The organism is Pseudomonas sp. Pseusp97, from assembly GCF_047304025.1.
Lineage (GTDB): Bacteria > Pseudomonadota > Gammaproteobacteria > Pseudomonadales > Pseudomonadaceae > Pseudomonas.
Genome location: NZ_JBGLYK010000019.1, coordinates 24,312 through 48,142, shown reverse-complemented (window position 1 = coordinate 48,142; position 23,831 = coordinate 24,312). Strand labels below are relative to the sequence as shown.

23 protein-coding genes and 4 tRNA genes are annotated in these 23,831 nt (G+C 59.8%); all 27 read left to right on the top strand.

Features of this window, described 5'->3' with window-relative positions:
• A partial coding sequence (locus tag ACCC94_RS06400; protein WP_413348501.1) for a biotin--[acetyl-CoA-carboxylase] ligase occupies positions 1–614 on the top strand: 614 nt, incomplete at its 5' end.
• Entirely contained in the window at positions 604–1,353 is a 750-nt protein-coding gene (locus ACCC94_RS06395) for a pantothenate kinase (protein WP_413348500.1), read from the top strand. The genes ACCC94_RS06400 and ACCC94_RS06395, both read left to right, overlap by 11 nt.
• 9 nt (positions 1,354–1,362) lie before the next feature.
• Complete coding sequence (locus ACCC94_RS06390) at positions 1,363–2,043, top strand: SPOR domain-containing protein (protein WP_413348499.1); 681 nt, start codon at positions 1,363–1,365, stop codon at positions 2,041–2,043.
• Between the two features lie 140 nt (positions 2,044–2,183).
• Positions 2,184–2,268, top strand: a tRNA-Tyr gene (locus tag ACCC94_RS06385).
• A gap of 25 nt (positions 2,269–2,293) precedes the next feature.
• Positions 2,294–2,367: transfer RNA gene (locus ACCC94_RS06380), tRNA-Gly, on the top strand.
• Between the two features lie 19 nt (positions 2,368–2,386).
• Positions 2,387–2,462: transfer RNA gene (locus ACCC94_RS06375), tRNA-Thr, on the top strand.
• Positions 2,463–2,545: 83 nt separating this feature from the next.
• A complete protein-coding gene (gene tuf, locus ACCC94_RS06370; RefSeq protein ID WP_054910987.1) occupies positions 2,546–3,739 on the top strand; it encodes an elongation factor Tu in 1,194 nt (397 codons plus the stop codon).
• A 53-nt stretch (positions 3,740–3,792) separates the two neighbouring features.
• Positions 3,793–3,868: transfer RNA gene (locus tag ACCC94_RS06365), tRNA-Trp, on the top strand.
• A gap of 44 nt (positions 3,869–3,912) precedes the next feature.
• Positions 3,913–4,281, top strand: coding sequence for a preprotein translocase subunit SecE (secE, locus tag ACCC94_RS06360; RefSeq protein ID WP_017516425.1), 369 nt, complete (start codon positions 3,913–3,915; stop codon positions 4,279–4,281).
• 9 nt (positions 4,282–4,290) lie between these two features.
• Complete coding sequence (gene nusG / locus ACCC94_RS06355; protein WP_015475310.1) at positions 4,291–4,824, top strand: transcription termination/antitermination protein NusG; 534 nt, start codon at positions 4,291–4,293, stop codon at positions 4,822–4,824.
• A gap of 120 nt (positions 4,825–4,944) precedes the next feature.
• Entirely contained in the window at positions 4,945–5,376 is a 432-nt protein-coding gene (gene rplK / locus ACCC94_RS06350; protein WP_024767122.1) for a 50S ribosomal protein L11, read from the top strand.
• Entirely contained in the window at positions 5,376–6,071 is a 696-nt protein-coding gene (rplA, locus tag ACCC94_RS06345; RefSeq protein WP_017516428.1) for a 50S ribosomal protein L1, read from the top strand. The genes rplK and rplA overlap by 1 nt, the downstream gene beginning before the upstream one ends.
• Positions 6,072–6,273: 202 nt before the next feature.
• Complete coding sequence (rplJ, locus tag ACCC94_RS06340) at positions 6,274–6,774, top strand: 50S ribosomal protein L10 (protein ID WP_017516429.1); 501 nt, start codon at positions 6,274–6,276, stop codon at positions 6,772–6,774.
• A 76-nt stretch (positions 6,775–6,850) separates the two neighbouring features.
• On the top strand, positions 6,851–7,219 hold the full coding sequence (rplL, locus tag ACCC94_RS06335) for a 50S ribosomal protein L7/L12 (protein ID WP_017516430.1): 369 nt from the start codon (positions 6,851–6,853) through the stop codon (positions 7,217–7,219).
• A gap of 223 nt (positions 7,220–7,442) precedes the next feature.
• Positions 7,443–11,516: a DNA-directed RNA polymerase subunit beta gene (gene rpoB / locus ACCC94_RS06330; RefSeq protein ID WP_413348498.1), complete on the top strand. Its 4,074-nt coding sequence runs from the start codon at positions 7,443–7,445 to the stop codon at positions 11,514–11,516.
• Positions 11,517–11,581: 65 nt separating this feature from the next.
• Complete coding sequence (gene rpoC / locus ACCC94_RS06325) at positions 11,582–15,781, top strand: DNA-directed RNA polymerase subunit beta' (protein ID WP_413348497.1); 4,200 nt, start codon at positions 11,582–11,584, stop codon at positions 15,779–15,781.
• A 154-nt stretch (positions 15,782–15,935) separates the two neighbouring features.
• Positions 15,936–16,307 (top strand): 30S ribosomal protein S12, encoded by a 372-nt coding sequence (rpsL, locus tag ACCC94_RS06320; protein ID WP_015475317.1) that lies wholly within the window; start codon positions 15,936–15,938, stop codon positions 16,305–16,307.
• Positions 16,308–16,391: 84 nt separating this feature from the next.
• The gene (rpsG, locus tag ACCC94_RS06315; RefSeq protein WP_138526794.1) at positions 16,392–16,862 is read left to right on the top strand and encodes a 30S ribosomal protein S7; all 471 of its coding nucleotides are present in this window, start codon (positions 16,392–16,394) and stop codon (positions 16,860–16,862) included.
• Positions 16,863–16,892: 30 nt separating this feature from the next.
• Positions 16,893–19,028 carry an elongation factor G gene (fusA, locus tag ACCC94_RS06310; protein WP_413348496.1) on the top strand — a complete coding sequence of 712 codons (2,136 nt, stop codon included), beginning with the start codon at positions 16,893–16,895 and terminating at the stop codon, positions 19,026–19,028.
• 29 nt (positions 19,029–19,057) lie between these two features.
• Complete coding sequence (gene tuf / locus ACCC94_RS06305; protein ID WP_054910987.1) at positions 19,058–20,251, top strand: elongation factor Tu; 1,194 nt, start codon at positions 19,058–19,060, stop codon at positions 20,249–20,251.
• A gap of 155 nt (positions 20,252–20,406) precedes the next feature.
• The gene (gene rpsJ, locus ACCC94_RS06300; protein WP_003243886.1) at positions 20,407–20,718 is read left to right on the top strand and encodes a 30S ribosomal protein S10; all 312 of its coding nucleotides are present in this window, start codon (positions 20,407–20,409) and stop codon (positions 20,716–20,718) included.
• An 82-nt stretch (positions 20,719–20,800) separates the two neighbouring features.
• Complete coding sequence (gene rplC / locus ACCC94_RS06295) at positions 20,801–21,436, top strand: 50S ribosomal protein L3 (RefSeq protein WP_024767389.1); 636 nt, start codon at positions 20,801–20,803, stop codon at positions 21,434–21,436.
• A gap of 14 nt (positions 21,437–21,450) precedes the next feature.
• Positions 21,451–22,053, top strand: coding sequence for a 50S ribosomal protein L4 (rplD, locus tag ACCC94_RS06290; protein WP_017521904.1), 603 nt, complete (start codon positions 21,451–21,453; stop codon positions 22,051–22,053).
• Positions 22,050–22,349, top strand: coding sequence for a 50S ribosomal protein L23 (rplW, locus tag ACCC94_RS06285; protein ID WP_015475322.1), 300 nt, complete (start codon positions 22,050–22,052; stop codon positions 22,347–22,349). The genes rplD and rplW overlap by 4 nt, the downstream gene beginning before the upstream one ends.
• An 11-nt stretch (positions 22,350–22,360) precedes the next feature.
• Complete coding sequence (gene rplB, locus ACCC94_RS06280) at positions 22,361–23,182, top strand: 50S ribosomal protein L2 (protein WP_024767388.1); 822 nt, start codon at positions 22,361–22,363, stop codon at positions 23,180–23,182.
• Positions 23,183–23,198: 16 nt separating this feature from the next.
• On the top strand, positions 23,199–23,474 hold the full coding sequence (gene rpsS, locus ACCC94_RS06275; RefSeq protein WP_017521902.1) for a 30S ribosomal protein S19: 276 nt from the start codon (positions 23,199–23,201) through the stop codon (positions 23,472–23,474).
• Between the two features lie 12 nt (positions 23,475–23,486).
• Positions 23,487–23,819, top strand: coding sequence for a 50S ribosomal protein L22 (gene rplV, locus ACCC94_RS06270; RefSeq protein WP_015475325.1), 333 nt, complete (start codon positions 23,487–23,489; stop codon positions 23,817–23,819).
• The last annotated feature ends 12 nt before the right edge of the window (positions 23,820–23,831 follow it).

Below are 23,831 nucleotides of genomic sequence, written 5' to 3'. Positions count from 1 at the left end.
GGCGGGGGCGGCAATGGGAAAGTCCGTTCGGCGCCAACCTTTATTACACCCTGGGTATCACCGTGCGCGGTGGTGCGCAGGAGTTGGAAGGGTTGAGTCTGGTGGTTGGTCTTGCGGTGGCGAAGGCTATCCAGGCGCTGGGTGTGAAAGATGTGGGGCTCAAGTGGCCCAATGACGTCCTGGTGGCCGGGAAGAAGATCGCCGGTATCTTGCTGGAGCTCACGGGTGATCCCGCCGACATCTGTAGTGTCGCCATCGGAATTGGCATCAATGTGAACATGCGCAAGGCGCAAGCTATCGATCAGCCCTGGACCTCGCTACGAGAAGCGCTGGGCAGGCTGGTTGATCGCAACGAGTTGCTGCAGGCTCTGGAATCGCAACTCTTGCAGAAGCTCTCCCGTCATCGCGAACGCGGTTTCTCCGCCAGCCGTGAGGAGTGGGAATCCCTTCATCTGTGGCAGGGGAAGCAGGTTACGTTGTCCACTGCTGCGAATAATATCGTTGGGCGCGCCCTTGGTATCGATGAGAGAGGCGCGCTGCGTCTCCTGGTAGATGGCAAGGAGCAGAGCTACAGCGGAGGCGAGCTGAGTCTGAGGTTGTCGGATGATTCTTGAATTGGATTGCGGAAACAGCCTGATCAAGTGGCGGGTGGTCAGAAAACATGACCTGGTGACCGTCGCCGGCGGGGTGGCTGACTCCGATCAGACGCTGCTCGCGCAGTTGCAGGCGAATGATGTCGTGGACATCCGCTTCTGCCGGATGGTCAGCGTGCGTAGCGAGCAGGAGACCGATGCACTTCGTGCCGGCCTGGAGGCAGCTTTCCCTATCAAGGTGCAGCTGGCTGCTCCTGCAGCCGAGCTTGGCGGCGTGATGAACGGCTATCGCGAGTATCAGCGGCTCGGCATGGATCGCTGGCTTGCGCTGGTAGCCGGACATTGCCTGGCGGGGCGCGGTTGCCTGGTGCTCGACCTCGGTACAGCGGTCACTTCCGATCTGGTAGATGCGTCCGGCAAGCACCTGGGCGGCTACATTGCACCCGGCATGCCGCTAATGCGTAGTCAGTTGCGTACGCATACTCGTCGTATCCGCTATGGCGACGAAGCAGCTCATGAGGCGCTGCAGAATCTACTGCCAGGCCAGGAGACTTCCGAAGCGGTGGAGCGGGGTTGCGTGCTGATGCTGCGTGGATTCGTTCGGGAGCAGATTGCGCTCGCCAATGATCTGCTGGGAGACGACTGCGCGGTCTACTTGACCGGCGGCGATGCGGAGCTAGTCAAGGATGAGTCTGCTCGTGCCGTCGTACTTCCGGACCTGGTATTTCTCGGCCTGGCGCTTGCCTGTCCGATCGAGTGAGTCTGACCGATGCGTTGGTTTTTCCTGTTCCTGCTCGCCCTCAATGTCTTCTATTACGTCTGGCATCAGCAGCAGGCGCCACTCCGCCCCAAGGAGATCGCGCCGCTCAGTCTGTTCAAGAGCGAGCAGAAGAACATACGTCTGCTCAGTGAATCTGCCGAGGCGCCCCAGCGCCGCCAGGCGGAGGAAAAGCCAGCGGCCCCCAGCGCATCTGCCTGCGTCTACCTGGGTAGCTTCCCTGCGGAGGATCGTGCTCGGCAGTTGGTGCAGCGCCTGCTGAGCCTGGATGTGCAGGCTTCGATTCAGACGGTGGATGCGGCCGCCGGCGTCGATTACTGGGTCTATCTGCCGCCGCTCGCTTCGCGCCAGGCCTCGCTCTGGCAGCTGCGTGAGCTGCAGGCGCGCAAGATCGACAGCTATATCATTACCGAGGGGGATCTCACCGATGGGATCTCCCTCGGGATATTCCAGCGCAAGGATTCCGCCGACAGTATCGTCGAGCGCTTGAAGACGGCGGGCTATGACGCCCTTGTGCGCGAGCTGGCCCGTTCGCAGCACGATTATTGGGCGCAGATCTCTGCGGAAAGCGGGCGGCTGGTGGATGATTCGCTGGTGCGCCAACTGGCTGCTGATTTCCCCGAACTGCAAAAGCAAACAATGCCGTGCAAAAGCGTTGCAACCCCTCAGTAGTTTGAATAGAATGGCGCCCGCTTCACAGGGGTGACCTGAAAAGGAAAACTCTGGAAGCCGTTGTCGAAGAGCTAAGCTCAAGTTTTTTAAAGAAAAACAGTTGACAACGCGGTGGCAGGCTGTAGAATGCCGCCTCACTCGGAGGGGTTCCCGAGCGGCCAAAGGGATCAGACTGTAAATCTGACGTCTCAGACTTCGAAGGTTCGAATCCTTCCCCCTCCACCAGTTTCAAGCGTGAGCTGCGAGCTCCGCGGGTATAGTTCAGTGGTAGAACCTCAGCCTTCCAAGCTGATGATGCGGGTTCGATTCCCGCTACCCGCTCCAAGTTTGTTGCTTATGTCTTGCTCATGTAGCTCAGCTGGTAGAGCACACCCTTGGTAAGGGTGAGGTCAGCGGTTCAAATCCGCTCATGAGCTCCATCTCGCAAAGGCAGATATGAAAATATCTGCCTTTGTTTTAATGGTGACGTGACTTTCTCAAATCCTCACGGGAGGCGGTCAAGATGGCTAAAGAAAAGTTTGAGCGTAACAAGCCGCACGTAAACGTCGGCACCATCGGTCACGTTGACCACGGCAAAACCACTCTGACCGCTGCACTGACCAAGGTCTGCTCCGAGACCTGGGGCGGCTCCGCTCGCGCTTTCGATCAGATCGACAACGCGCCGGAAGAGAAGGCTCGTGGTATCACCATCAACACCTCTCACGTTGAATATGACTCGCCGGTACGCCACTACGCTCACGTAGACTGCCCGGGCCACGCCGACTACGTGAAGAACATGATCACCGGTGCTGCCCAGATGGACGGCGCAATCCTGGTTTGCTCGGCTGCTGACGGCCCCATGCCGCAGACCCGCGAGCACATCCTGCTGTCCCGCCAGGTAGGCGTTCCTTACATCGTCGTGTTCCTGAACAAGGCCGACATGGTTGACGACGCCGAGCTGCTGGAACTGGTCGAAATGGAAGTTCGCGATCTGCTGAACACCTACGACTTCCCGGGCGACGACACTCCGATCGTGATCGGTTCCGCTCTGATGGCCCTGAACGGCCAGGACGACAACGAGATGGGCGTTTCCGCCGTGCGCAAGCTGGTAGAAACCCTGGACTCGTACATCCCTGAGCCTGAGCGCGCCATCGACAAGCCGTTCCTGATGCCGATCGAAGACGTATTCTCGATCTCCGGTCGCGGCACCGTGGTAACCGGCCGTGTTGAGCGTGGCATCGTCAAGATCCAGGAAGAAGTGGAAATCGTCGGCATCAAGGCGACCACCAAGACTACCTGCACCGGCGTTGAAATGTTCCGCAAGCTGCTCGACGAAGGTCGTGCTGGTGAGAACGTCGGCGTCCTGCTGCGTGGCACCAAGCGTGAAGACGTAGAGCGTGGCCAGGTTCTGGCCAAGCCGGGCACCATCAAGCCGCACACCAAGTTCGAGTGCGAAGTGTACGTGCTGTCCAAGGAAGAAGGTGGTCGTCACACCCCGTTCTTCAAAGGCTACCGTCCGCAGTTCTACTTCCGTACCACCGACGTGACCGGCAACTGCGAACTGCCGGAAGGCGTTGAGATGGTAATGCCGGGCGACAACGTGAAAATGGTTGTCACCCTGATCGCTCCGATCGCCATGGAAGATGGCCTGCGCTTCGCGATCCGCGAAGGCGGCCGTACCGTTGGCGCCGGCGTGGTTGCCAAGATCATCGAATAATCGATTGATCTTTCCCTCTCAGGCCGGCATAATGGTCGGCCTGACTTTGTTCTAGGCCAGTAGCTCAATTGGCAGAGCGGCGGTCTCCAAAACCGCAGGTTGGGGGTTCGATTCCCTCCTGGCCTGCCAGATTTCTCAAGATCTGGCACTTCTTTAAACGGGATTCCTAGCAGATGAATGCGAAGGTAGAAGCCAAAGAGTCGCGTCTCGATCTCTTGAAGTGGCTTGTGGTTGCAGTGCTGGTGGTGGTGGCTGTGGTTGCCAACCAGTATTACTCGGCGCAACCGATCTTCTATCGCGTTCTCGGTATCCTCGTGATGGCGGCTGCTGCCGGCTTCATCGCGCTGCAGACTGTCAAGGGGCGTGCATTCTTTACTCTGGCTAAAGAAGCTCGCGCCGAGATTCGCAAGGTTGTATGGCCGTCTCGTCAAGAGACAACTCAGACCACGCTGATCGTAGTGGCCGTAGTGCTGGTAATGGCGCTGCTGCTTTGGGGGCTCGACTCCCTGCTGGGTTGGCTGGTTTCCATGATCGTAGGTTAAGGGTGTTCCGTGGCTAAGCGTTGGTACGTTGTGCATGCCTACTCGGGTTACGAGAAGCATGTCATGCGCTCGCTGATCGAGCGGGTCAAACTGGCCGGCATGGAAGACGGGTTTGGTGAGATTCTCGTCCCCACCGAAGAAGTGGTGGAGATGCGGAACGGCCAGAAGCGCAAGAGTGAGCGCAAGTTCTTCCCGGGCTATGTCCTGGTGCAGATGGAAATGAACGAGGGTACCTGGCACCTGGTCAAGGACACCCCTCGCGTCATGGGCTTCATTGGTGGTACTGCCGACAAGCCGGCGCCGATCACCGACAAGGAAGCCGATGCCATCCTCCGTCGCGTTGCCGATAGCGGTGACAAGCCGAAGCCGAAGACCCTGTTCGAGCCGGGCGAGACCGTTCGCGTGATCGATGGTCCATTCGCTGACTTCAATGGCGTCGTCGAAGAAGTTAACTACGAAAAGAGCCGCATCCAGGTCGCTGTGCTCATTTTCGGTCGCTCTACCCCGGTAGAGCTGGAGTTCAGCCAGGTAGAGAAAGTTTAACTGGCACAATGAATCCCACACCCCGCAGCCCTAGGCTGCGGGGTTTTGTCGTCATTGGGATAAAACGCGAAAGCAACCGGGGAGCCCGACAGGGCGCTTGACCCGCATTTGGAGTAGCAAATGGCTAAGAAAATCACGGCTTACATCAAGCTGCAAGTTAAGGCCGGCCAGGCCAACCCGTCGCCGCCCGTCGGCCCGGCTCTGGGTCAGCACGGCGTGAACATCATGGAATTCTGCAAGGCGTTCAACGCCAAGACCCAGGGCCAAGAGCCGGGTCTGCCGACTCCTGTGATCATCACTGTTTACAGCGACCGCAGCTTCACCTTCGAAACCAAGAGCACCCCCGCTGCCGTCCTGCTGAAAAAAGCAGCTGGCATCACCAGCGGTTCCGCTCGCCCGAACTCTCAGAAAGTCGGCACTGTTACCCGTGCTCAGCTGGAAGAGATCGCCAAGGCCAAGCAGGCTGACCTGACCGCTGCTGACCTGGACGCTGCCGTACGCACCATCGCTGGCTCCGCGCGCAGCATGGGCCTGAACGTGGAGGGTGTGTAATGGCTAAGCTGACCAAGCGTCAAAAGGCTATCGCCGAGAAGGTTGAAGCGGGCAAGCAATACGGCTTCGAAGATGCCGCCAAGCTGCTGGCCGAGCTGTCGACCATCAAGTTCAAGGAGTCCGTGGACATCGCCATCAATCTGGGCGTTGATCCGCGTAAATCCGACCAGGTCGTACGTGGCGCCACCGTTCTGCCGAACGGTACCGGCAAATCCGTACGCGTTGCCGTCTTCACCCAGGGTCCTGGTGTTGAGGCTGCCCTGGCTGCTGGTGCAGACAAGGTCGGCATGGACGAGCTGGCTGCCGAAATGAAAGCCGGCGACCTGAACTACGACGTCGTCATCGCTTCCCCGGACGCCATGCGTGTTGTTGGCCAGCTGGGTCAGGTACTGGGCCCGCGCGGCCTGATGCCGAACCCGAAAGTCGGCACCGTGACCCCGGACGTCGCTACCGCCGTCAAGAACGCCAAAGCCGGTCAGGTACGTTTCCGTACCGACAAGAACGGCATCATCCACGCCTCCGTTGGCAAGATCGACTTCGAGCCGGTCAAGCTGAAGCAGAACGTGGAAGCGCTGCTGAGCGATCTGAAGCGTCTGAAGCCGTCCTCCTCGAAGGGCGTGTACGTTCAGCGCGTTACCCTGAGCACCACCATGGGCCCGGGTCTGCAGATCGATCAGGCTTCGCTGGAAGGCTGATGAACTAAGTCGAGCAGTGGGTTCGCCCGCTGCTCGCAGGTATTGGGGTCCCTGCCTGGCGGGGGCTATCCAAGACCGTAGGCGGCGCAAGCCTTAAACCTCAAGCCTACGCAGATGGTGCTCCCGATTCGTTTACCGAATCAGACACCAAAACGCCGTCCGGCTCCGGCTGGACGAATCGGTAACATCCAGGAGTAAACCCGTGGCAATTAAACTCGAAGACAAGAAGGCCATCGTCGCTGAAGTCAACGAGGCTGCCAAAGCCGGTCTGTCCGCTGTCGTGGTTGATGCACGCGGCGTGACTGTCGGCGCTATGACCGGACTCCGTAAAGAGGCCCGCGCAGCTGGTGTGTACGTGAAAGTCGTACGTAACACCCTGCTCAAGCGCGCCGTTGAAGGCACTCAGTTTGAAGTGCTCAACGACACGTTCAAGGGCCCGACCCTGATTGCTTTCTCCAACGAACATCCGGGCGCTGCCGCTCGTATCTTCAAGGAGTTTGCCAAGGGTCAGGACAAGTTCGAGATCAAGGCGGCCGCGTTCGAGGGTCAGTTCCTCGCAGCCAATCAGATCGACGTGCTGGCGACCCTGCCGACCTACAACGAAGCTGTTGCACAGCTGATGAGCGTGATCCAAGGCGCTACCAGCAAGCTGGCTCGTACTCTGGCGGCAATTCGCGATCAGAAAGAAGCTACCGCAGCCTAAGGCTCGGCATCTGCTTTCAACCTTTTTTGTTTAATTCGATGGCCTTAGGCCGTCACCCAATACAGGAATTAGAGTCATGGCTCTGACCAACGAAGACATCATCTCCGCCGTATCCGAAATGTCCGTCATGCAGATCGTTGAACTGATCAAGGCGATGGAAGAGAAGTTCGGCGTTACCGCTGCTGCCGCTACCGTTGCTGCTGCCGGCCCGGCTGCTGCCGCTGCTGAAGAGCAGACCGAGTTCACCATCGTCCTGGCCGAAGCTGGCGACAAGAAAGTGAACGTGATCAAGGTCGTTCGTGAACTGACCGGCCTGGGCCTGAAAGAAGCCAAGGCTGTCGTTGACGGCGCCCCGGGCGTGGTCAAGGAAGGCGCTTCGAAAGAAGAAGCCGAAGCTGCCAAGAAAGCCCTGGAAGAAGCAGGCGCCAAGGTCGAGCTCAAGTAAGTTCGTACCTTGCGTCGACAGCCCGAGCGTTAAGCGACAGGCTGATGGCTGGTGGCAATTGCCACCGGCCTTTTTCCGTTATGGGTGGGGTGCCGTAGGTGCCTCCCATAACGTGAAAATCCCGCCATGCGTGGCGGCGCAAACCTAGGGTTTGCACGATTTTTGGGCTGCTCCCCTGTGCGGGAGAGGCCAAACAAGCAGGTGACCAAGCTGGGGAACGCTGATGGCTTACTCATACACTGAGAAAAAACGTATCCGCAAGGACTTTAGCAAGTTGCCGGACGTCATGGATGTGCCGTATTTGCTGGCCATCCAGCTGGATTCCTATCGCGAATTCCTGCAGGCGGGTGCAAGCAAGGACCAGGTCCGAGACATCGGCCTGCATGCGGCCTTCAAGTCCGTCTTCCCGATTATCAGCTATTCCGGCAATGCTGCCCTGGAATACGTCGGCTACCGTCTGGGTGAGCCGGCCTTCGATGTCAAGGAATGCGTGCTGCGCGGTGTGACCTTTGCGGTCCCGCTGCGTGTGAAAGTACGCCTGATCATTTTCGACAAGGAATCGTCGAACAAAGCGATCAAGGACATCAAGGAACAAGAAGTCTACATGGGGGAAATCCCCCTGATGACCGAGAACGGTACCTTCATCATCAACGGTACCGAGCGCGTCATCGTTTCCCAGCTGCACCGCTCCCCGGGTGTGTTCTTCGACCACGACCGTGGCAAGACCCACAGCTCCGGCAAGCTGCTGTACTCCGCTCGCATCATTCCTTACCGCGGCTCCTGGCTCGACTTCGAGTTCGATCCGAAGGACTGCGTGTTCGTTCGTATCGACCGTCGCCGCAAGCTGCCGGCGTCCGTCCTGCTGCGCGCGCTGAACTACAGCACCGAGGAAATCCTCAACGCGTTCTATGACACCAACGTCTACCAGATCAAGGGCGAGACCCTGAACCTGGAACTGGTGCCGTCGCGTCTGCGTGGCGAGATCGCCAGCTTCGACATCAAGGACGCTGCCGGCAAGGTCATCGTTGAAGCGGGTCGCCGTATTACCGCGCGTCACATCAACCAGCTCGAGAAGGCTGGCATCACCCAGCTGGAAGTGCCGTTCGACTACCTGATTGGCCGTACCGTGGCCAAGGCCGTCGTGCATCCGGCTACCGGCGAGATCATCGCCGAGTGCAACACCGAGCTGACCGTCGATGCCCTGGCCAAGATCGCCAAGGCCCAGGTTGCGCGCCTGGAAACCCTGTACACCAACGACATCGACTGCGGTCCGTTCATCTCCGACACGCTGAAGATCGACTCCACCAGCAACCAACTGGAAGCGCTGGTCGAGATCTATCGCATGATGCGTCCCGGCGAACCGCCGACCAAGGAAGCCGCCGAGACCCTGTTCGGCAACCTGTTCTTCAGCGCCGAGCGTTACGACCTCTCCGCCGTCGGCCGCATGAAGTTCAACCGTCGTATCGGTCGTACCGAGATCGAAGGCGCTGGCGTCCTGAGCAAGGAAGACATCGTCGAGGTCCTCAAGACCCTGGTTGCCATCCGTAACGGTAAAGGCATCGTCGACGACATCGACCACCTGGGTAACCGTCGCGTCCGTTGCGTCGGCGAGATGGCCGAGAACCAGTTCCGCGTTGGCCTGGTGCGTGTAGAGCGCGCGGTCAAGGAACGTCTGTCGATGGCCGAAAGCGAAGGCCTGATGCCGCAGGACCTGATCAACGCCAAGCCGGTGGCTGCCGCGATCAAGGAGTTCTTCGGTTCCAGCCAGCTGTCGCAGTTCATGGACCAGAACAACCCGCTCTCCGAGATCACCCACAAGCGCCGCGTCTCCGCACTCGGCCCGGGTGGTCTGACCCGTGAGCGCGCGGGCTTCGAGGTTCGTGACGTACACCCGACCCACTACGGCCGCGTGTGCCCGATCGAAACCCCTGAAGGTCCGAACATCGGTCTGATCAACTCCCTGGCGACCTACGCCCGCACCAACAAGTACGGCTTCCTGGAAAGCCCGTACCGCGTGGTGAAGGAAGGTCTGGTCAGCGACGACATCGTCTTCCTGTCCGCCATCGAAGAGGCCGATCATGTGATCGCCCAGGCCTCGGCGACCCTGAACGAAAAGGGTCAGCTGATCGACGAACTGGTAGCCGTACGTCACCTGAACGAATTCACCGTGAAGGCGCCGGAAGACGTCACCCTCATGGACGTATCGCCGAAGCAGGTCGTTTCCGTCGCTGCCTCGCTGATTCCGTTCCTCGAGCACGACGACGCCAACCGTGCACTCATGGGTTCGAACATGCAGCGTCAGGCTGTACCGACCCTGCGCGCCGACAAGCCGCTGGTAGGTACCGGCATGGAGCGCAACGTCGCCCGTGACTCCGGTGTCTGCGTGGTGGCCCGCCGCGGCGGCGTGATCGACTCGGTCGATGCCAGCCGTATCGTGGTGCGTGTGAACGACGACGAAGTCGAAACTGGCGAAGCCGGCGTCGACATCTACAACCTGACCAAGTACACCCGTTCCAACCAGAACACCTGCATCAACCAGCGTCCGCTGGTGCAGAAGGGTGACAAGGTTTCGCGCAGCGACATCCTGGCCGACGGTCCGTCCACCGACATGGGTGAACTGGCTCTGGGTCAGAACATGCGCGTAGCGTTCATGCCCTGGAACGGCTTCAACTTCGAAGACTCCATCTGCCTGTCCGAGCGCGTGGTCCAGGAAGATCGTTTCACCACGATCCACATCCAGGAACTGACCTGCGTTGCCCGTGACACCAAGCTCGGCCCAGAAGAAATCACCGCGGACATCCCCAACGTGGGCGAGGCTGCGCTGAACAAGCTGGACGAAGCTGGCATCGTCTACGTCGGCGCCGAAGTACAGGCTGGCGACATCCTAGTCGGCAAGGTCACCCCGAAAGGCGAGACCCAGCTGACTCCGGAAGAGAAGCTGCTGCGTGCGATCTTCGGTGAGAAGGCGTCCGACGTGAAGGACACCTCCCTGCGCGTGCCGACCGGCACCAAGGGTACCGTTATCGACGTGCAGGTCTTCACCCGCGATGGCGTGGAGCGCGACAGCCGTGCCCTGTCCATCGAGAAGATGCAGCTGGACGAGATCCGCAAGGACCTGAACGAAGAGTTCCGCATCGTCGAAGGCGCCACCTTCGAGCGTCTGCGTTCCGCCCTGGTCGGTGCCAAGGCCGACGGCGGTCCTGCCCTGAAGAAAGGCGCAGAGATCACCGACGAGTACCTGGACGGCCTCGAGCGCGGCCAGTGGTTCAAGCTGCGCATGGCGGAAGATGCTCTGAACGAGCAGCTGGAGAAGGCCCAGGCCTACATCAGCGATCGCCGTCAGCTGCTGGACGACAAGTTCGAAGACAAGAAGCGCAAGCTGCAGCAGGGCGATGACCTGGCTCCGGGCGTACTGAAGATCGTCAAGGTCTACCTTGCCATCAAGCGCCGCATCCAGCCGGGCGACAAGATGGCGGGCCGCCACGGTAACAAGGGTGTGGTCTCGGTGATCATGCCGGTCGAAGACATGCCGCACGACGTGCATGGCACTCCGGTCGACATCGTTCTGAACCCGCTGGGCGTACCGTCGCGCATGAACGTCGGTCAGATCCTCGAAACCCACCTGGGCCTCGCGGCCAAGGGCCTGGGCGAGAAGATCAACCGCATGCTCGAAGAGCAGCGCAAGATCGCCGAGCTGCGTGTGTTCCTGAACGAGATCTACAACGAGATCGGCGGCCGCCAGGAGAACCTGGACGAGCTGAACGATAACGAGATCCTCGCTCTGGCCAACAACCTCAAGGGCGGCGTGCCCATGGCTACCCCGGTGTTCGACGGTGCCAAGGAGCGCGAGATCAAGGCCATGCTGAAGCTGGCCGATCTGCCGGAAAGCGGTCAGATGCGTCTGTATGACGGCCGCACCGGCAACCAGTTCGAGCGTACGACCACCGTTGGTTACATGTACATGCTCAAGCTGAACCACCTGGTCGATGACAAGATGCACGCACGTTCCACCGGCTCTTACAGCCTGGTTACCCAGCAGCCGCTGGGTGGTAAGGCGCAGTTCGGTGGCCAGCGTTTCGGGGAGATGGAGGTCTGGGCGCTGGAAGCCTACGGTGCCGCCTACACCCTGCAGGAAATGCTGACCGTGAAGTCGGACGACGTGAACGGCCGTACCAAGATGTACAAGAACATCGTGGACGGAGATCACCGCATGGAGGCCGGCATGCCCGAGTCCTTCAACGTGCTGATCAAAGAGATCCGCTCGCTCGGCATCGATATCGAACTGGAAACCGAATAACACGTGACGTCAGACGGTGCGGCTGGTCAAGGCCGGTCGCACCGGGTCCGTGAGGAGGAAAGGCCTTGAAAGACTTGCTTAATCTGTTGAAAAACCAGGGTCAGATCGAAGAGTTCGATGCCATCCGTATTGGCCTGGCCTCGCCCGAGATGATTCGTTCCTGGTCCTTCGGCGAAGTCAAGAAGCCGGAGACCATCAACTACCGCACCTTCAAGCCGGAGCGCGATGGCCTGTTCTGCGCCAAGATCTTCGGCCCGGTGAAGGACTACGAGTGCCTGTGCGGTAAGTACAAGCGCCTGAAGCACCGCGGTGTGATCTGCGAGAAGTGCGGCGTGGAAGTCGCGCTGGCCAAGGTGCGCCGCGAGCGCATGGGCCACATCGAACTGGCCTCGCCGGTCGCCCACATCTGGTTCCTGAAGTCCCTGCCGTCCCGTATCGGCCTGCTGCTGGACATGACCCTGCGTGACATCGAGCGCGTGCTCTATTTCGAGAGCTACGTGGTGATCGATCCGGGCATGACCACCCTCGAGAAGGGCCAGCTGCTGAACGACGAGCAGTACTTCGAAGCCCTCGAAGAGTTCGGTGACGACTTCGACGCCCGCATGGGCGCGGAAGCCGTTCGCGAACTGCTCAATGCTATCGATCTGGAGCACGAGATCGGCCGCCTGCGTGAAGAGATTCCGCAGACCAACTCGGAAACCAAGATCAAGAAGCTGTCCAAGCGCCTGAAGCTGATGGAAGCCTTCCAGGGCTCCGGCAACCATCCCGAGTGGATGGTGCTGACCGTCCTGCCGGTGCTGCCGCCGGACCTGCGTCCGCTGGTTCCGCTGGATGGCGGCCGCTTCGCGACCTCGGATCTGAACGATCTGTATCGCCGCGTGATCAACCGTAACAACCGTCTGAAGCGCCTGCTCGACCTGGCCGCTCCGGACATCATCGTGCGCAACGAAAAGCGCATGCTGCAGGAAGCCGTCGACGCCCTGCTGGACAACGGCCGTCGCGGCCGTGCCATCACCGGCTCGAACAAGCGCCCGCTGAAGTCCCTGGCCGACATGATCAAGGGCAAGCAGGGTCGCTTCCGTCAGAACCTGCTCGGCAAGCGCGTGGACTACTCCGGCCGTTCGGTGATCACCGTCGGTCCGACCCTGCGTCTGCACCAGTGCGGTCTGCCGAAGAAAATGGCCCTGGAGCTGTTCAAGCCGTTCATCTTCGGCAAGCTGGAAGGTCGTGGCATGGCCACCACCATCAAGGCCGCCAAGAAGATGGTCGAGCGCGAGCTGCCGGAAGTGTGGGACGTTCTCGCCGAAGTCATCCGCGAACACCCCGTACTGCTGAACCGTGCGCCGACCCTGCACCGTCTGGGCATCCAGGCGTTCGAGCCGGTACTGATCGAAGGTAAAGCCATCCAGCTGCACCCGCTGGTCTGCGCCGCGTACAACGCCGACTTCGACGGTGACCAGATGGCCGTGCACGTTCCGCTGACCCTCGAGGCTCAGCTGGAAGCACGCGCGCTGATGATGTCCACCAACAACATCCTGTCGCCCGCCAACGGCGAGCCGATCATCGTTCCGTCGCAGGACGTGGTAATGGGTCTGTACTACATGACCCGTGAAGCGATCAACGCGAAGGGCGAGGGCATGGCCTTTGCCGACCTGCAGGAAGTTGACCGCGCCTACCGCAGCGGCCAGGTGTCCCTGCACGCCCGTGTGAAAGTGCGCATCAACGAGAAGGTCAAGGGCGAAGACGGTCAGCTGACCGCCAACACCCGCATCGTCGACACCACCGTCGGCCGTGCGCTGCTGTTCCAGGTTGTCCCGGCAGGCCTGCCGTTCGACGTGGTCAACCAGTCGATGAAGAAGAAGGCGATCTCCAAGCTGATCAACCACTGCTACCGCGTGGTGGGTCTGAAGGACACCGTCATCTTCGCTGACCAACTGATGTACACCGGCTTCGCCTACTCGACCATCTCCGGTGTGTCGATCGGCGTGAACGACTTCGTCATCCCGGATGAAAAGGCCCGCATCATCGATGCCGCCACCGAGGAAGTGAAGGAGATCGAGAGCCAGTACGCCTCCGGCCTGGTAACCCAGGGCGAGAAGTACAACAAGGTGATCGACCTCTGGTCCAAGGCCAACGACGAAGTGTCCAAGGCGATGATGGCCAACCTCTCGAAAGAGAAGGTGACCGATCGCGAGGGCAAGCAGGTCGACCAGGAGTCCTTCAACTCCATGTACATGATGGCGGACTCCGGTGCGCGGGGTTCCGCGGCCCAGATCCGTCAGCTGGCCGGTATGCGTGGCCTGATGGCGAAGCCGGACGGCTCCATCATCGAGACCCCGATCACCGCGAACTTCCGTGAAGGCCTGAACGTACTCCAGTACTTCATCTCCACTCACGGTGCTCGTAAGGGTCTGGCGGATACCGCACTGAAGACCGCGAACTCCGGTTACCTGACCCGTCGTCTCGTCGACGTGGCCCAGGACCTGGTAGTGACCGAGATCGACTGCGGCACCGAGCATGGCCTGGTCATGTCCCCGCACATCGAAGGCGGCGACGTGGTAGAGCCGCTGGGTGAGCGTGTACTCGGCCGCGTGATCGCTCGCGACGTGTTCAAGCCGGGCAGCGACGACGTGATCGTCGAAGCCGGCACCCTGATCGACGAGAAGTGGGTCGATTTCCTCGAGCAGATGAGCGTCGATGAAGTCGTGGTGCGTTCGCCGATCACCTGCGAAACCCGTCACGGCATCTGCGCCATGTGCTACGGCCGCGATCTGGCTCGTGGTCACCGCGTGAACATCGGTGAGGCTGTCGGCGTAATCGCTGCCCAGTCGATCGGTGAGCCGGGTACCCAGCTGACCATGCGTACCTTCCACATCGGTGGTGCGGCCAGCCGTACTTCTGCCGTGGACAACGTACAGGTCAAGAACGGTGGCACCATTCGCCTGCACAACCTGAAGCACGTAGAGCGTGCCGACGGCGCCCTGGTAGCGGTTTCCCGTTCCGGTGAGCTGGCGGTAGCCGACGACTTCGGTCGTGAGCGCGAGCGCTACAAGCTGCCGTACGGTGCGGTGATTTCCGTGAAGGAAGGTGACAAGGTCGACCCGGGCGCCATCGTCGCCAAGTGGGACCCGCACACCCACCCGATCGTCACCGAGATGGACGGCACCGTGGCCTTCGTGGGCATGGAAGAGGGCATCACCATCAAGCGCCAGACCGACGAACTGACCGGTCTGACCAACATCGAGGTGATGGATCCGAAGGATCGTCCGGCTGCCGGCAAGGACATCCGTCCGGCCGTGAAGCTGATCGACGCCGCAGGCAAGGATCTGCTGCTGCCGGGTACCGACGTACCGGCCCAGTACTTCCTGCCGGCGAACGCCCTGGTCAACCTCAACGATGGCGCGAAAGTGCGTATCGGTGACGTTATCGCGCGTATCCCGCAGGAAACCTCGAAGACCCGCGACATCACCGGTGGTCTGCCGCGCGTTGCCGACCTGTTCGAAGCTCGTCGTCCGAAAGAGCCTTCGATCCTGGCGGAAATCAGCGGCACCATCTCCTTCGGCAAGGAAACCAAGGGCAAGCGCCGCCTGGTCATCACTCCCACCGACGGTAGCGATCCGTACGAGGAGCTGATTCCGAAGTGGCGTCACCTGAACGTGTTCGAAGGTGAACAGGTAAGCCGTGGTGAAGTGATCTCCGACGGCCCGAGCAACCCGCACGACATCCTGCGTCTGCTGGGCGTGAGCTCGCTGGCCAAGTACATCGTCAACGAGATCCAGGACGTTTACCGTCTGCAGGGCGTGAAGATCAACGACAAGCACATCGAGACCATCCTGCGCCAGATGCTGCGCAAGGTCGAAGTGGCCGAGTCGGGCGATTCGTCCTTCATCAAGGGCGACCAGGTCGAACTGGTTCACGTGCTGGAAGAGAACGAAGTGCTGGGTACCCAGGACAAGTTCCCGGCCAAGTACGAGCGCGTTCTGCTGGGTATCACCAAGGCCTCGCTGTCCACCGAGTCGTTCATCTCGGCGGCATCCTTCCAGGAGACCACCCGCGTCCTCACCGAGGCGGCGGTCACCGGCAAGCGCGACTTCCTGCGCGGCCTGAAGGAGAACGTGGTCGTGGGTCGTCTGATCCCGGCGGGTACCGGTCTGGCTTACCACAGCGAGCGCAAGCGTCAGCGCGAGCTCGGCAAGCCGCAGCGCGTGAGCGCGAGCGAGGCCGAAGCAGCACTGGCCGAAGCGCTCAACCTGAGCGGTAACTAAGCCTCAAACGAAGCCCCGGTTGTCTTGACAACCGGGGCTTTGTCTTGACTGGATTCCGTAAGGTCTTTAGTATCTTGTACCCCGAAAATTGGCAGGGCGCATGCTCTGCCCATTTTCGTTTTTAAGTGTCGTAAGACAATCAGTGGAGCTATAGATGGCAACTATCAACCAGCTGGTGCGCAAACCGCGCAAGCGCCTGGTAGACAAGAGCGGCGTTCCTGCCCTGCAGAACTGCCCTCAGCGTCGCGGCGTATGCACCCGCGTATACACCACCACCCCGAAGAAGCCGAACTCCGCACTGCGTAAGGTGTGCCGTGTTCGCCTGACCAACGGTTTCGAGGTTTCCTCGTACATCGGTGGTGAAGGTCACAACCTGCAGGAACACAGCGTCGTGCTGATCCGTGGCGGTCGTGTAAAGGACCTTCCGGGTGTGCGTTACCACACCGTGCGCGGTTCGCTGGATACCTCCGGCGTTAAAGACCGTAAGCAGGGTCGTTCGAAGTACGGCGCGAAGCGTCCGAAGTAATTTTGTTTTCCTATTTTCTGAGTCGATAAGAGTAAGGTCGGGCATCGTCCCGGGCTAACCTGAAGACCGTTTGAGGGCTTATCAATGCCAAGACGTCGTGTAGCGGCCAAACGTGAGATCCTGGCCGATCCTAAATACGGAAGCCAGATTCTGGCGAAGTTCATGAACCACGTGATGGAAAGCGGCAAGAAAGCCGTTGCCGAGCGTATCGTTTACGGTGCTCTGGACAAGGTCAAAGAGCGCGGTAAAGGCGACCCCCTGGAACTCTTCGAAAAAGCACTCGACGCCATCGCTCCGCTGGTCGAAGTGAAGTCCCGCCGTGTTGGCGGTGCTACCTACCAGGTTCCGGTCGAAGTACGTCCGTCCCGTCGTAATGCACTGGCCATGCGCTGGCTGGTGGACTTCGCCCGCAAGCGTGGCGAGAAGTCCATGGCTCTGCGCCTGGCTGGCGAGCTGCTGGATGCCGCTGAAGGCAAAGGCGCTGCCGTCAAGAAGCGTGAAGACGTGCACCGTATGGCCGAGGCCAACAAAGCGTTCTCGCACTACCGCTTCTAATTACGGCAACAACACTTCTGCGAGGGCTCTATGGCTCGTAACACAGCAATCAACCGCTACCGGAACATTGGTATCTGTGCCCACGTTGACGCGGGCAAGACCACCACCACCGAGCGGATCCTGTTCTATACAGGTCTCAGCCACAAGATGGGTGAGGTGCACGACGGCGCTGCCACTACCGACTGGATGGTGCAGGAGCAGGAGCGTGGTATTACCATCACCTCCGCTGCGATCACCACCTTCTGGGAAGGTTCGCGCGGCCAGTACGACAAGTACCGCGTAAACGTCATCGACACCCCCGGCCACGTAGACTTCACCATTGAAGTTGAGCGCTCCCTGCGCGTACTGGACGGCGCTGTCGTTGTGTTCTGCGGCACCTCCGGCGTTGAGCCGCAGTCCGAAACCGTATGGCGTCAAGCCAACAAGTACGGCGTTCCGCGTATCGTTTACGTGAACAAGATGGACCGCGCCGGCGCCAACTTCCTGCGCGTCGTCGGTCAGATCAAGAACCGCCTGGGTCATACCCCGGTTCCGGTTCAGCTGGCCATCGGTGCAGAAGATGACTTCCAGGGTCAGGTCGACCTGCTGAAGATGAAGGCCATCTACTGGAACGAAGACGACAAGGGCACTTCCTATCGCGAGGAAGAAATTCCTGCCGATATGGTCGAGCTGGCCACCGAGTGGCGCAACAACATGGTCGAGGCTGCTGCCGAAGCCAACGAAGAGCTGATGAACAAGTACCTGGAAGAGGGTGAGCTGTCGATCGAAGAGATCAAGGCTGGCCTGCGTCTGCGTACTATCGCCTGCGAAATCGTACCGGCTGTCTGCGGCTCCTCGTTCAAGAACAAGGGCGTGCCCCTGGTTCTCGACGCCGTGATCGACTTCCTGCCTGCTCCGACCGAGATTCCGGCGATCCAGGGTATCCACCCGGATCACATTGACGACGGCGACGATGCTCCGAAAGACGAGCGTCCGGCTGACGACAATGCTCCGTTCTCGGCTCTGGCATTCAAGATCGCCACCGACCCGTTCGTAGGTACTCTGACCTTCGTTCGCGTCTACTCGGGCGTTCTGGAGTCCGGCAACTCCGTTGTCAACTCCGTGAAAGGCAAGAAAGAGCGCGTTGGTCGTATGGTGCAGATGCACGCCAACCAGCGTGACGAGATCAAAGAAGTACGCGCTGGCGACATCGCTGCTCTGATCGGCATGAAGGACGTCACCACCGGTGACACCCTGTGCGACATCGAGAAGCCGATCATCCTCGAGCGTATGGACTTCCCGGAGCCTGTGATCTCGGTAGCTGTTGAGCCGAAGACCAAGGCTGACCAGGAGAAGATGGGCATTGCCCTCGGCAAGCTGGCTCAGGAAGACCCGTCGTTCCGCGTGAAGACCGACGAAGAAACCGGCCAGACCATCATCTCCGGTATGGGTGAGCTGCACCTGGACATCCTCGTCGACCGCATGAAGCGTGAATTCGGCGTTGAGGCGAACATCGGCAAGCCGCAGGTTTCGTACCGCGAAACCATCTCGAAGGACAACATCGAGATCGAAGGCAAGTTCGTTCGTCAGTCCGGTGGTCGTGGTCAGTTCGGTCACTGCTGGATTCGCTTCTCGACTCCGGACGTGGACGACAAGGGCAACATCACTGAAGGCCTGGTCTTCACCAACGAAGTCGTGGGCGGTGTGGTTCCGAAGGAATACATCCCGGCCATCCAGAAGGGCATCGAAGAGCAGATGAAGAACGGCGTTGTTGCCGGCTATCCGCTGATCGGCCTGAAGGCTACCGTCTTCGATGGTTCCTACCACGACGTCGACTCCAACGAGATGGCGTTCAAGATCGCTGCTTCCATGGCGACCAAGCAGCTGGCCCAGAAGGGCGGCGGCAAGGTGCTCGAGCCGATCATGAAGGTGGAAGTGGTGACTCCTGAGGATTACATGGGTGACGTGATGGGTGACCTGAACCGTCGTCGTGGTCTGATTCAGGGGATGGAAGACTCGGTTTCCGGTAAGGTTATCCGTGCCGAGGTTCCGCTGGGCGAGATGTTCGGTTATGCAACCGACGTGCGTTCCATGTCCCAGGGTCGCGCTAGCTACTCCATGGAATTCTCCAAGTATGCTGAAGCTCCGGCGAACGTCGTCGAAGCTCTGGCCAAAAAACAAGCTTGATTCAGCTCTTTTAGTAAGAGGTTACTCTCGTGGCTAAAGAAAAATTTGAACGTAACAAACCGCACGTCAACGTCGGCACCATCGGTCACGTTGACCACGGCAAAACCACTCTGACCGCTGCTCTGACCAAGGTCTGCTCTGAGACCTGGGGCGGCTCCGCTCGCGCTTTCGACCAGATCGACAACGCGCCGGAAGAGAAGGCTCGTGGTATCACCATCAACACCTCGCACGTTGAATACGACTCGCCGGTACGCCACTACGCTCACGTAGACTGCCCGGGCCACGCCGACTACGTGAAGAACATGATCACCGGTGCTGCCCAGATGGACGGCGCGATCCTGGTTTGCTCGGCTGCTGACGGCCCCATGCCGCAGACCCGCGAGCACATCCTGCTGTCCCGCCAGGTAGGCGTTCCTTACATCGTCGTGTTCCTGAACAAGGCCGACATGGTTGACGACGCCGAGCTGCTGGAACTGGTCGAAATGGAAGTTCGCGATCTGCTGAACACCTACGACTTCCCGGGCGACGACACTCCGATCGTGATCGGTTCCGCTCTGATGGCCCTGAACGGCCAGGACGACAACGAGATGGGCGTTTCCGCCGTGCGCAAGCTGGTAGAAACCCTGGACTCGTATATCCCTGAGCCCGAGCGCGCCATCGACAAGCCGTTCCTGATGCCGATCGAAGACGTATTCTCGATCTCCGGTCGCGGCACCGTGGTAACCGGCCGTGTTGAGCGTGGCATCGTCAAGATCCAGGAAGAAGTGGAAATCGTCGGCATCAAGGCGACCACCAAGACTACCTGCACCGGCGTTGAAATGTTCCGCAAGCTGCTCGACGAAGGTCGTGCTGGTGAGAACGTCGGCGTCCTGCTGCGTGGCACCAAGCGTGAAGACGTAGAGCGTGGCCAGGTTCTGGCCAAGCCGGGCACCATCAAGCCGCACACCAAGTTCGAGTGCGAAGTGTACGTGCTGTCCAAGGAAGAAGGTGGTCGTCACACCCCGTTCTTCAAGGGCTACCGTCCGCAGTTCTACTTCCGTACCACCGACGTGACCGGCAACTGCGAACTGCCGGAAGGCGTTGAGATGGTAATGCCGGGCGACAACGTGAAAATGGTTGTCACCCTGATCGCTCCGATCGCCATGGAAGATGGCCTGCGCTTCGCGATCCGCGAAGGCGGTCGTACCGTTGGCGCCGGCGTGGTTGCCAAGATCATCGAGTAATCGCTGATCCGCTCCAGGAAAAGGGACCCTTCGGGGTCCCTTTTTCGTTGAGTTGGTTAAATATTGACACCCCCCAGGCGCATCCGTACAATTGCGCCTCCTTTTAACGGGCGGAGTCCGTCCGTTGGGAATGGCAACTTGGAGTCTGAGGTCAAATGCAAAATCAACAAATCCGTATTCGGTTGAAGGCTTTTGACCATCGCCTGATCGACCAATCTACCCAGGAAATCGTGGAAACCGCGAAACGTACTGGCGCTCAGGTGCGTGGTCCGATTCCTCTGCCGACCCGCAAGGAACGTTACACCGTGCTGATTTCCCCGCACGTCAACAAGGACGCTCGTGACCAGTACGAAATTCGTACCCACAAGCGTGTTCTCGACATCGTTCAGCCGACCGACAAAACCGTCGACGCGCTGATGAAGCTCGACCTTGCTGCTGGCGTCGAAGTACAGATCAGCCTCGGCTAATGCCTTCGGCATTGGTCGTGTAACGCTCTGAAATGGGCGGCCATAGCGGGTGAAAGCCCCGTACACTAAAGAGGTTCTAAAGATGACAATTGGTGTTGTCGGTCGTAAGTGCGGCATGACCCGCATCTTCACCGAAGATGGTGTCTCTATTCCGGTTACGGTCATTGAAGTCGAGCCGAATCGCGTCACCCAGTTCAAAAACGAAGAAAGCGATGGCTATCGCGCCGTGCAGGTAACTGCTGGCGAGCGCCGTGCTTCTCGCGTGACCAAGGCGCAAGCCGGTCACTTTGCCAAGGCGAATGTCGCCGCCGGTCGCGGCGTGTGGGAATTCCGTCTGGGCGAAGAGGAGTTCAAGGCAGGCGATTCCATCTCTGTCGACCTGTTCCAGGCAGGCCAGCTGGTAGACGTTACCGGCGAGTCCAAGGGTAAAGGCTTCGCCGGTACCATCAAGCGCTGGAACTTCCGTGGTCAAGATAACACCCACGGTAACTCCGTTTCCCACCGCGTCCCGGGTTCCATCGGCCAGTGCCAGACTCCTGGTCGAGTGTTCAAGGGCAAAAAAATGTCGGGCCACATGGGTGCTGAGCGCGTAACCGTTCAATCCCTTGAGGTCGTGCGTGTCGATGCAGAGCGCAATCTGCTGCTGGTAAAAGGTGCCGTTCCCGGCGCTACCGGTGGTGATGTGCTGGTGCGTCCGGCAGCCAAGGCTCGCGGTTAAGAGAGGAAGCTGAGATGCAACTGAATGTAAATGGCGCTCAGGCGATCGAGGTTTCCGAGCGTACCTTTGGTAGCGAATTCAACGAGACCCTGGTTCACCAGGCAGTCGTCGCCTACATGGCTGGCGGTCGTCAGGGCACCAAGGCTCAGAAAACTCGTTCCGAAGTCTCCGGTGGTGGCAAGAAGCCGTGGCGTCAGAAGGGCACTGGTCGTGCTCGTGCTGGCACCATCCGCAGCCCCATCTGGCGTGGCGGCGGCGCGACCTTCGCAGCCAAGCCCCAGGATCACTCCCAGAAGCTCAACAAGAAGATGTACCGCGCAGCTCTGCGCTCCATCCTCTCCGAGCTGGTTCGTCTGGATCGTCTGGTTGTCGTTGCCGACTTCGCTGTCGACGCACCGAAGACCAAGGGTCTGGTCAGCAAGCTGGAAGGCCTGGGCCTGAAAGATGTACTGATCGTCACCGAAGGCGTCGATGAGAACCTGTACCTGGCAGCTCGCAACCTGGCCCACGTCGATGTACGTGACGTCCAGGCTTCCGATCCGGTCAGCCTCATCGCCTACGACAAGGTGCTCGTCACCGTGTCCGCCGTGAAGAAGTTCGAGGAGCTGCTGGCATGAACCAGGAACGCGTATTCAAAGTGCTGCTGGGCCCGCATATCTCCGAGAAGGCCACTGGCCTGGCGGACGGCAACAGCCAATTCGTTTTCAAGGTTGCCACTGATGCAACCAAGCTGGAAATCAAGAAGGCCGTAGAAAGCCTGTTCGGCGTGAAAGTACGTCGCGTCACCACCCTGAACGTTCAGGGCAAGACCAAGCGTACCGTTCGCGGCCTGGGCAAGCGTAACGACTGGAAAAAAGCGTACATCGCTCTCCAGCCGGGCCAGGATCTCGATTTCGCAGCTGGCGCTGAGTAAAGGGGTGCATCATGGCAATCGTTAAATGCAAACCGACTTCCGCTGGTCGTCGTTTCGTCGTCAAGGTAGTGAACCAGGACCTGCACAAAGGTGCTCCGTTCGCTCCCCTGCTCGAGAAGAAGTCCAAGTCGGGCGGCCGTAACAACAACGGTCGTATCACCACCCGTCATATCGGTGGTGGCCACAAGCAGCACTATCGTCTGGTCGACTTCCGTCGCAACAAGGATGGCATCCCTGCCATCGTTGAACGCGTCGAATACGATCCGAACCGTACTGCTCACATCGCTCTGCTGAAATACGCGGACGGCGAGCGTCGTTACATCATCGCCCCCAAAGGCGTGGTGGCTGGCGATCAACTGATCTCCGGTATCGGCGCTCCGATCAAGGCCGGCAACAACATGCCGCTGCGCAACATCCCGGTTGGTAGCACCATCCACGGTATCGAACTGAAGCCCGGCAAGGGCGCTCAGATCGCTCGCTCCGCTGGCGCCTCGGCTCAGCTGGTTGCCCGTGAAGGTGCCTACGTCACCGTGCGTCTGCGCTCCGGCGAAATGCGCAAAGTCCTGGCTGACTGCCGTGCGACCCTGGGCGAAGTCTCGAACTCCGAGCACAGCCTGCGTTCGCTGGGTAAGGCCGGTGCCAAGCGCTGGCGTGGCGTTCGCCCGACCGTTCGTGGTGTTGCCATGAACCCGGTCGACCACCCGCATGGTGGTGGTGAAGGTCGTACCTCTGCTGGTCGTCATCCGGTATCGCCGTGGGGTCTTCAGACCAAGGGTAAGAAGACTCGCGCGAACAAGCGTACCGACAACATGATCGTCCGTCGCCGCAAGTAAATAGAGGGATACGACAGTGCCACGTTCTCTGAAAAAAGGTCCTTTTATCGATCTTCACCTGCTGAAGAAGATCGAAGTGGCGGTAGAAAAGAACGACCGCAAGCCGATCAAGACCTGGTCGCGCCGTTCTATGATCATGCCGCACATGGTTGGTCTGACCATCGCTGTCCACAACGGCCGTCAACACGTGCCCGTTCTGGTCAACGAAGACATGGTCGGTCACAAACTCGGCGAGTTCGCTGCTACCCGCACTTATCGTGGGCACGCTGCGGACAAGAAAGCCAAGCGTTAAGGGGTAAGGAAGATGGAAGTAGCCGCTAAGCTCTCGGGCGCTCGTATCTCCGCCCAGAAAGCCCGCTTGGTCGCCGACCAGATCCGCGGGAAGAAGGTGGGCGACGCGCTCAACCTCCTGGCTTTCAGCAACAAGAAAGCCGCCGAGATCATGAAGAAAGTGCTGGAGTCGGCCGTTGCCAACGCCGAGCACAACGAAGGCGCCGATGTAGACGATCTCAAAGTCTCCACCGTCTTCGTCAACGAAGGTCGTTCGCTCAAGCGCATCATGCCGCGTGCCAAAGGCCGTGCTGATCGCATCGTCAAGCGGTCTTGCCATATCACTGTCAAGGTTGCGGACAAGTAACGGAGTCGATCA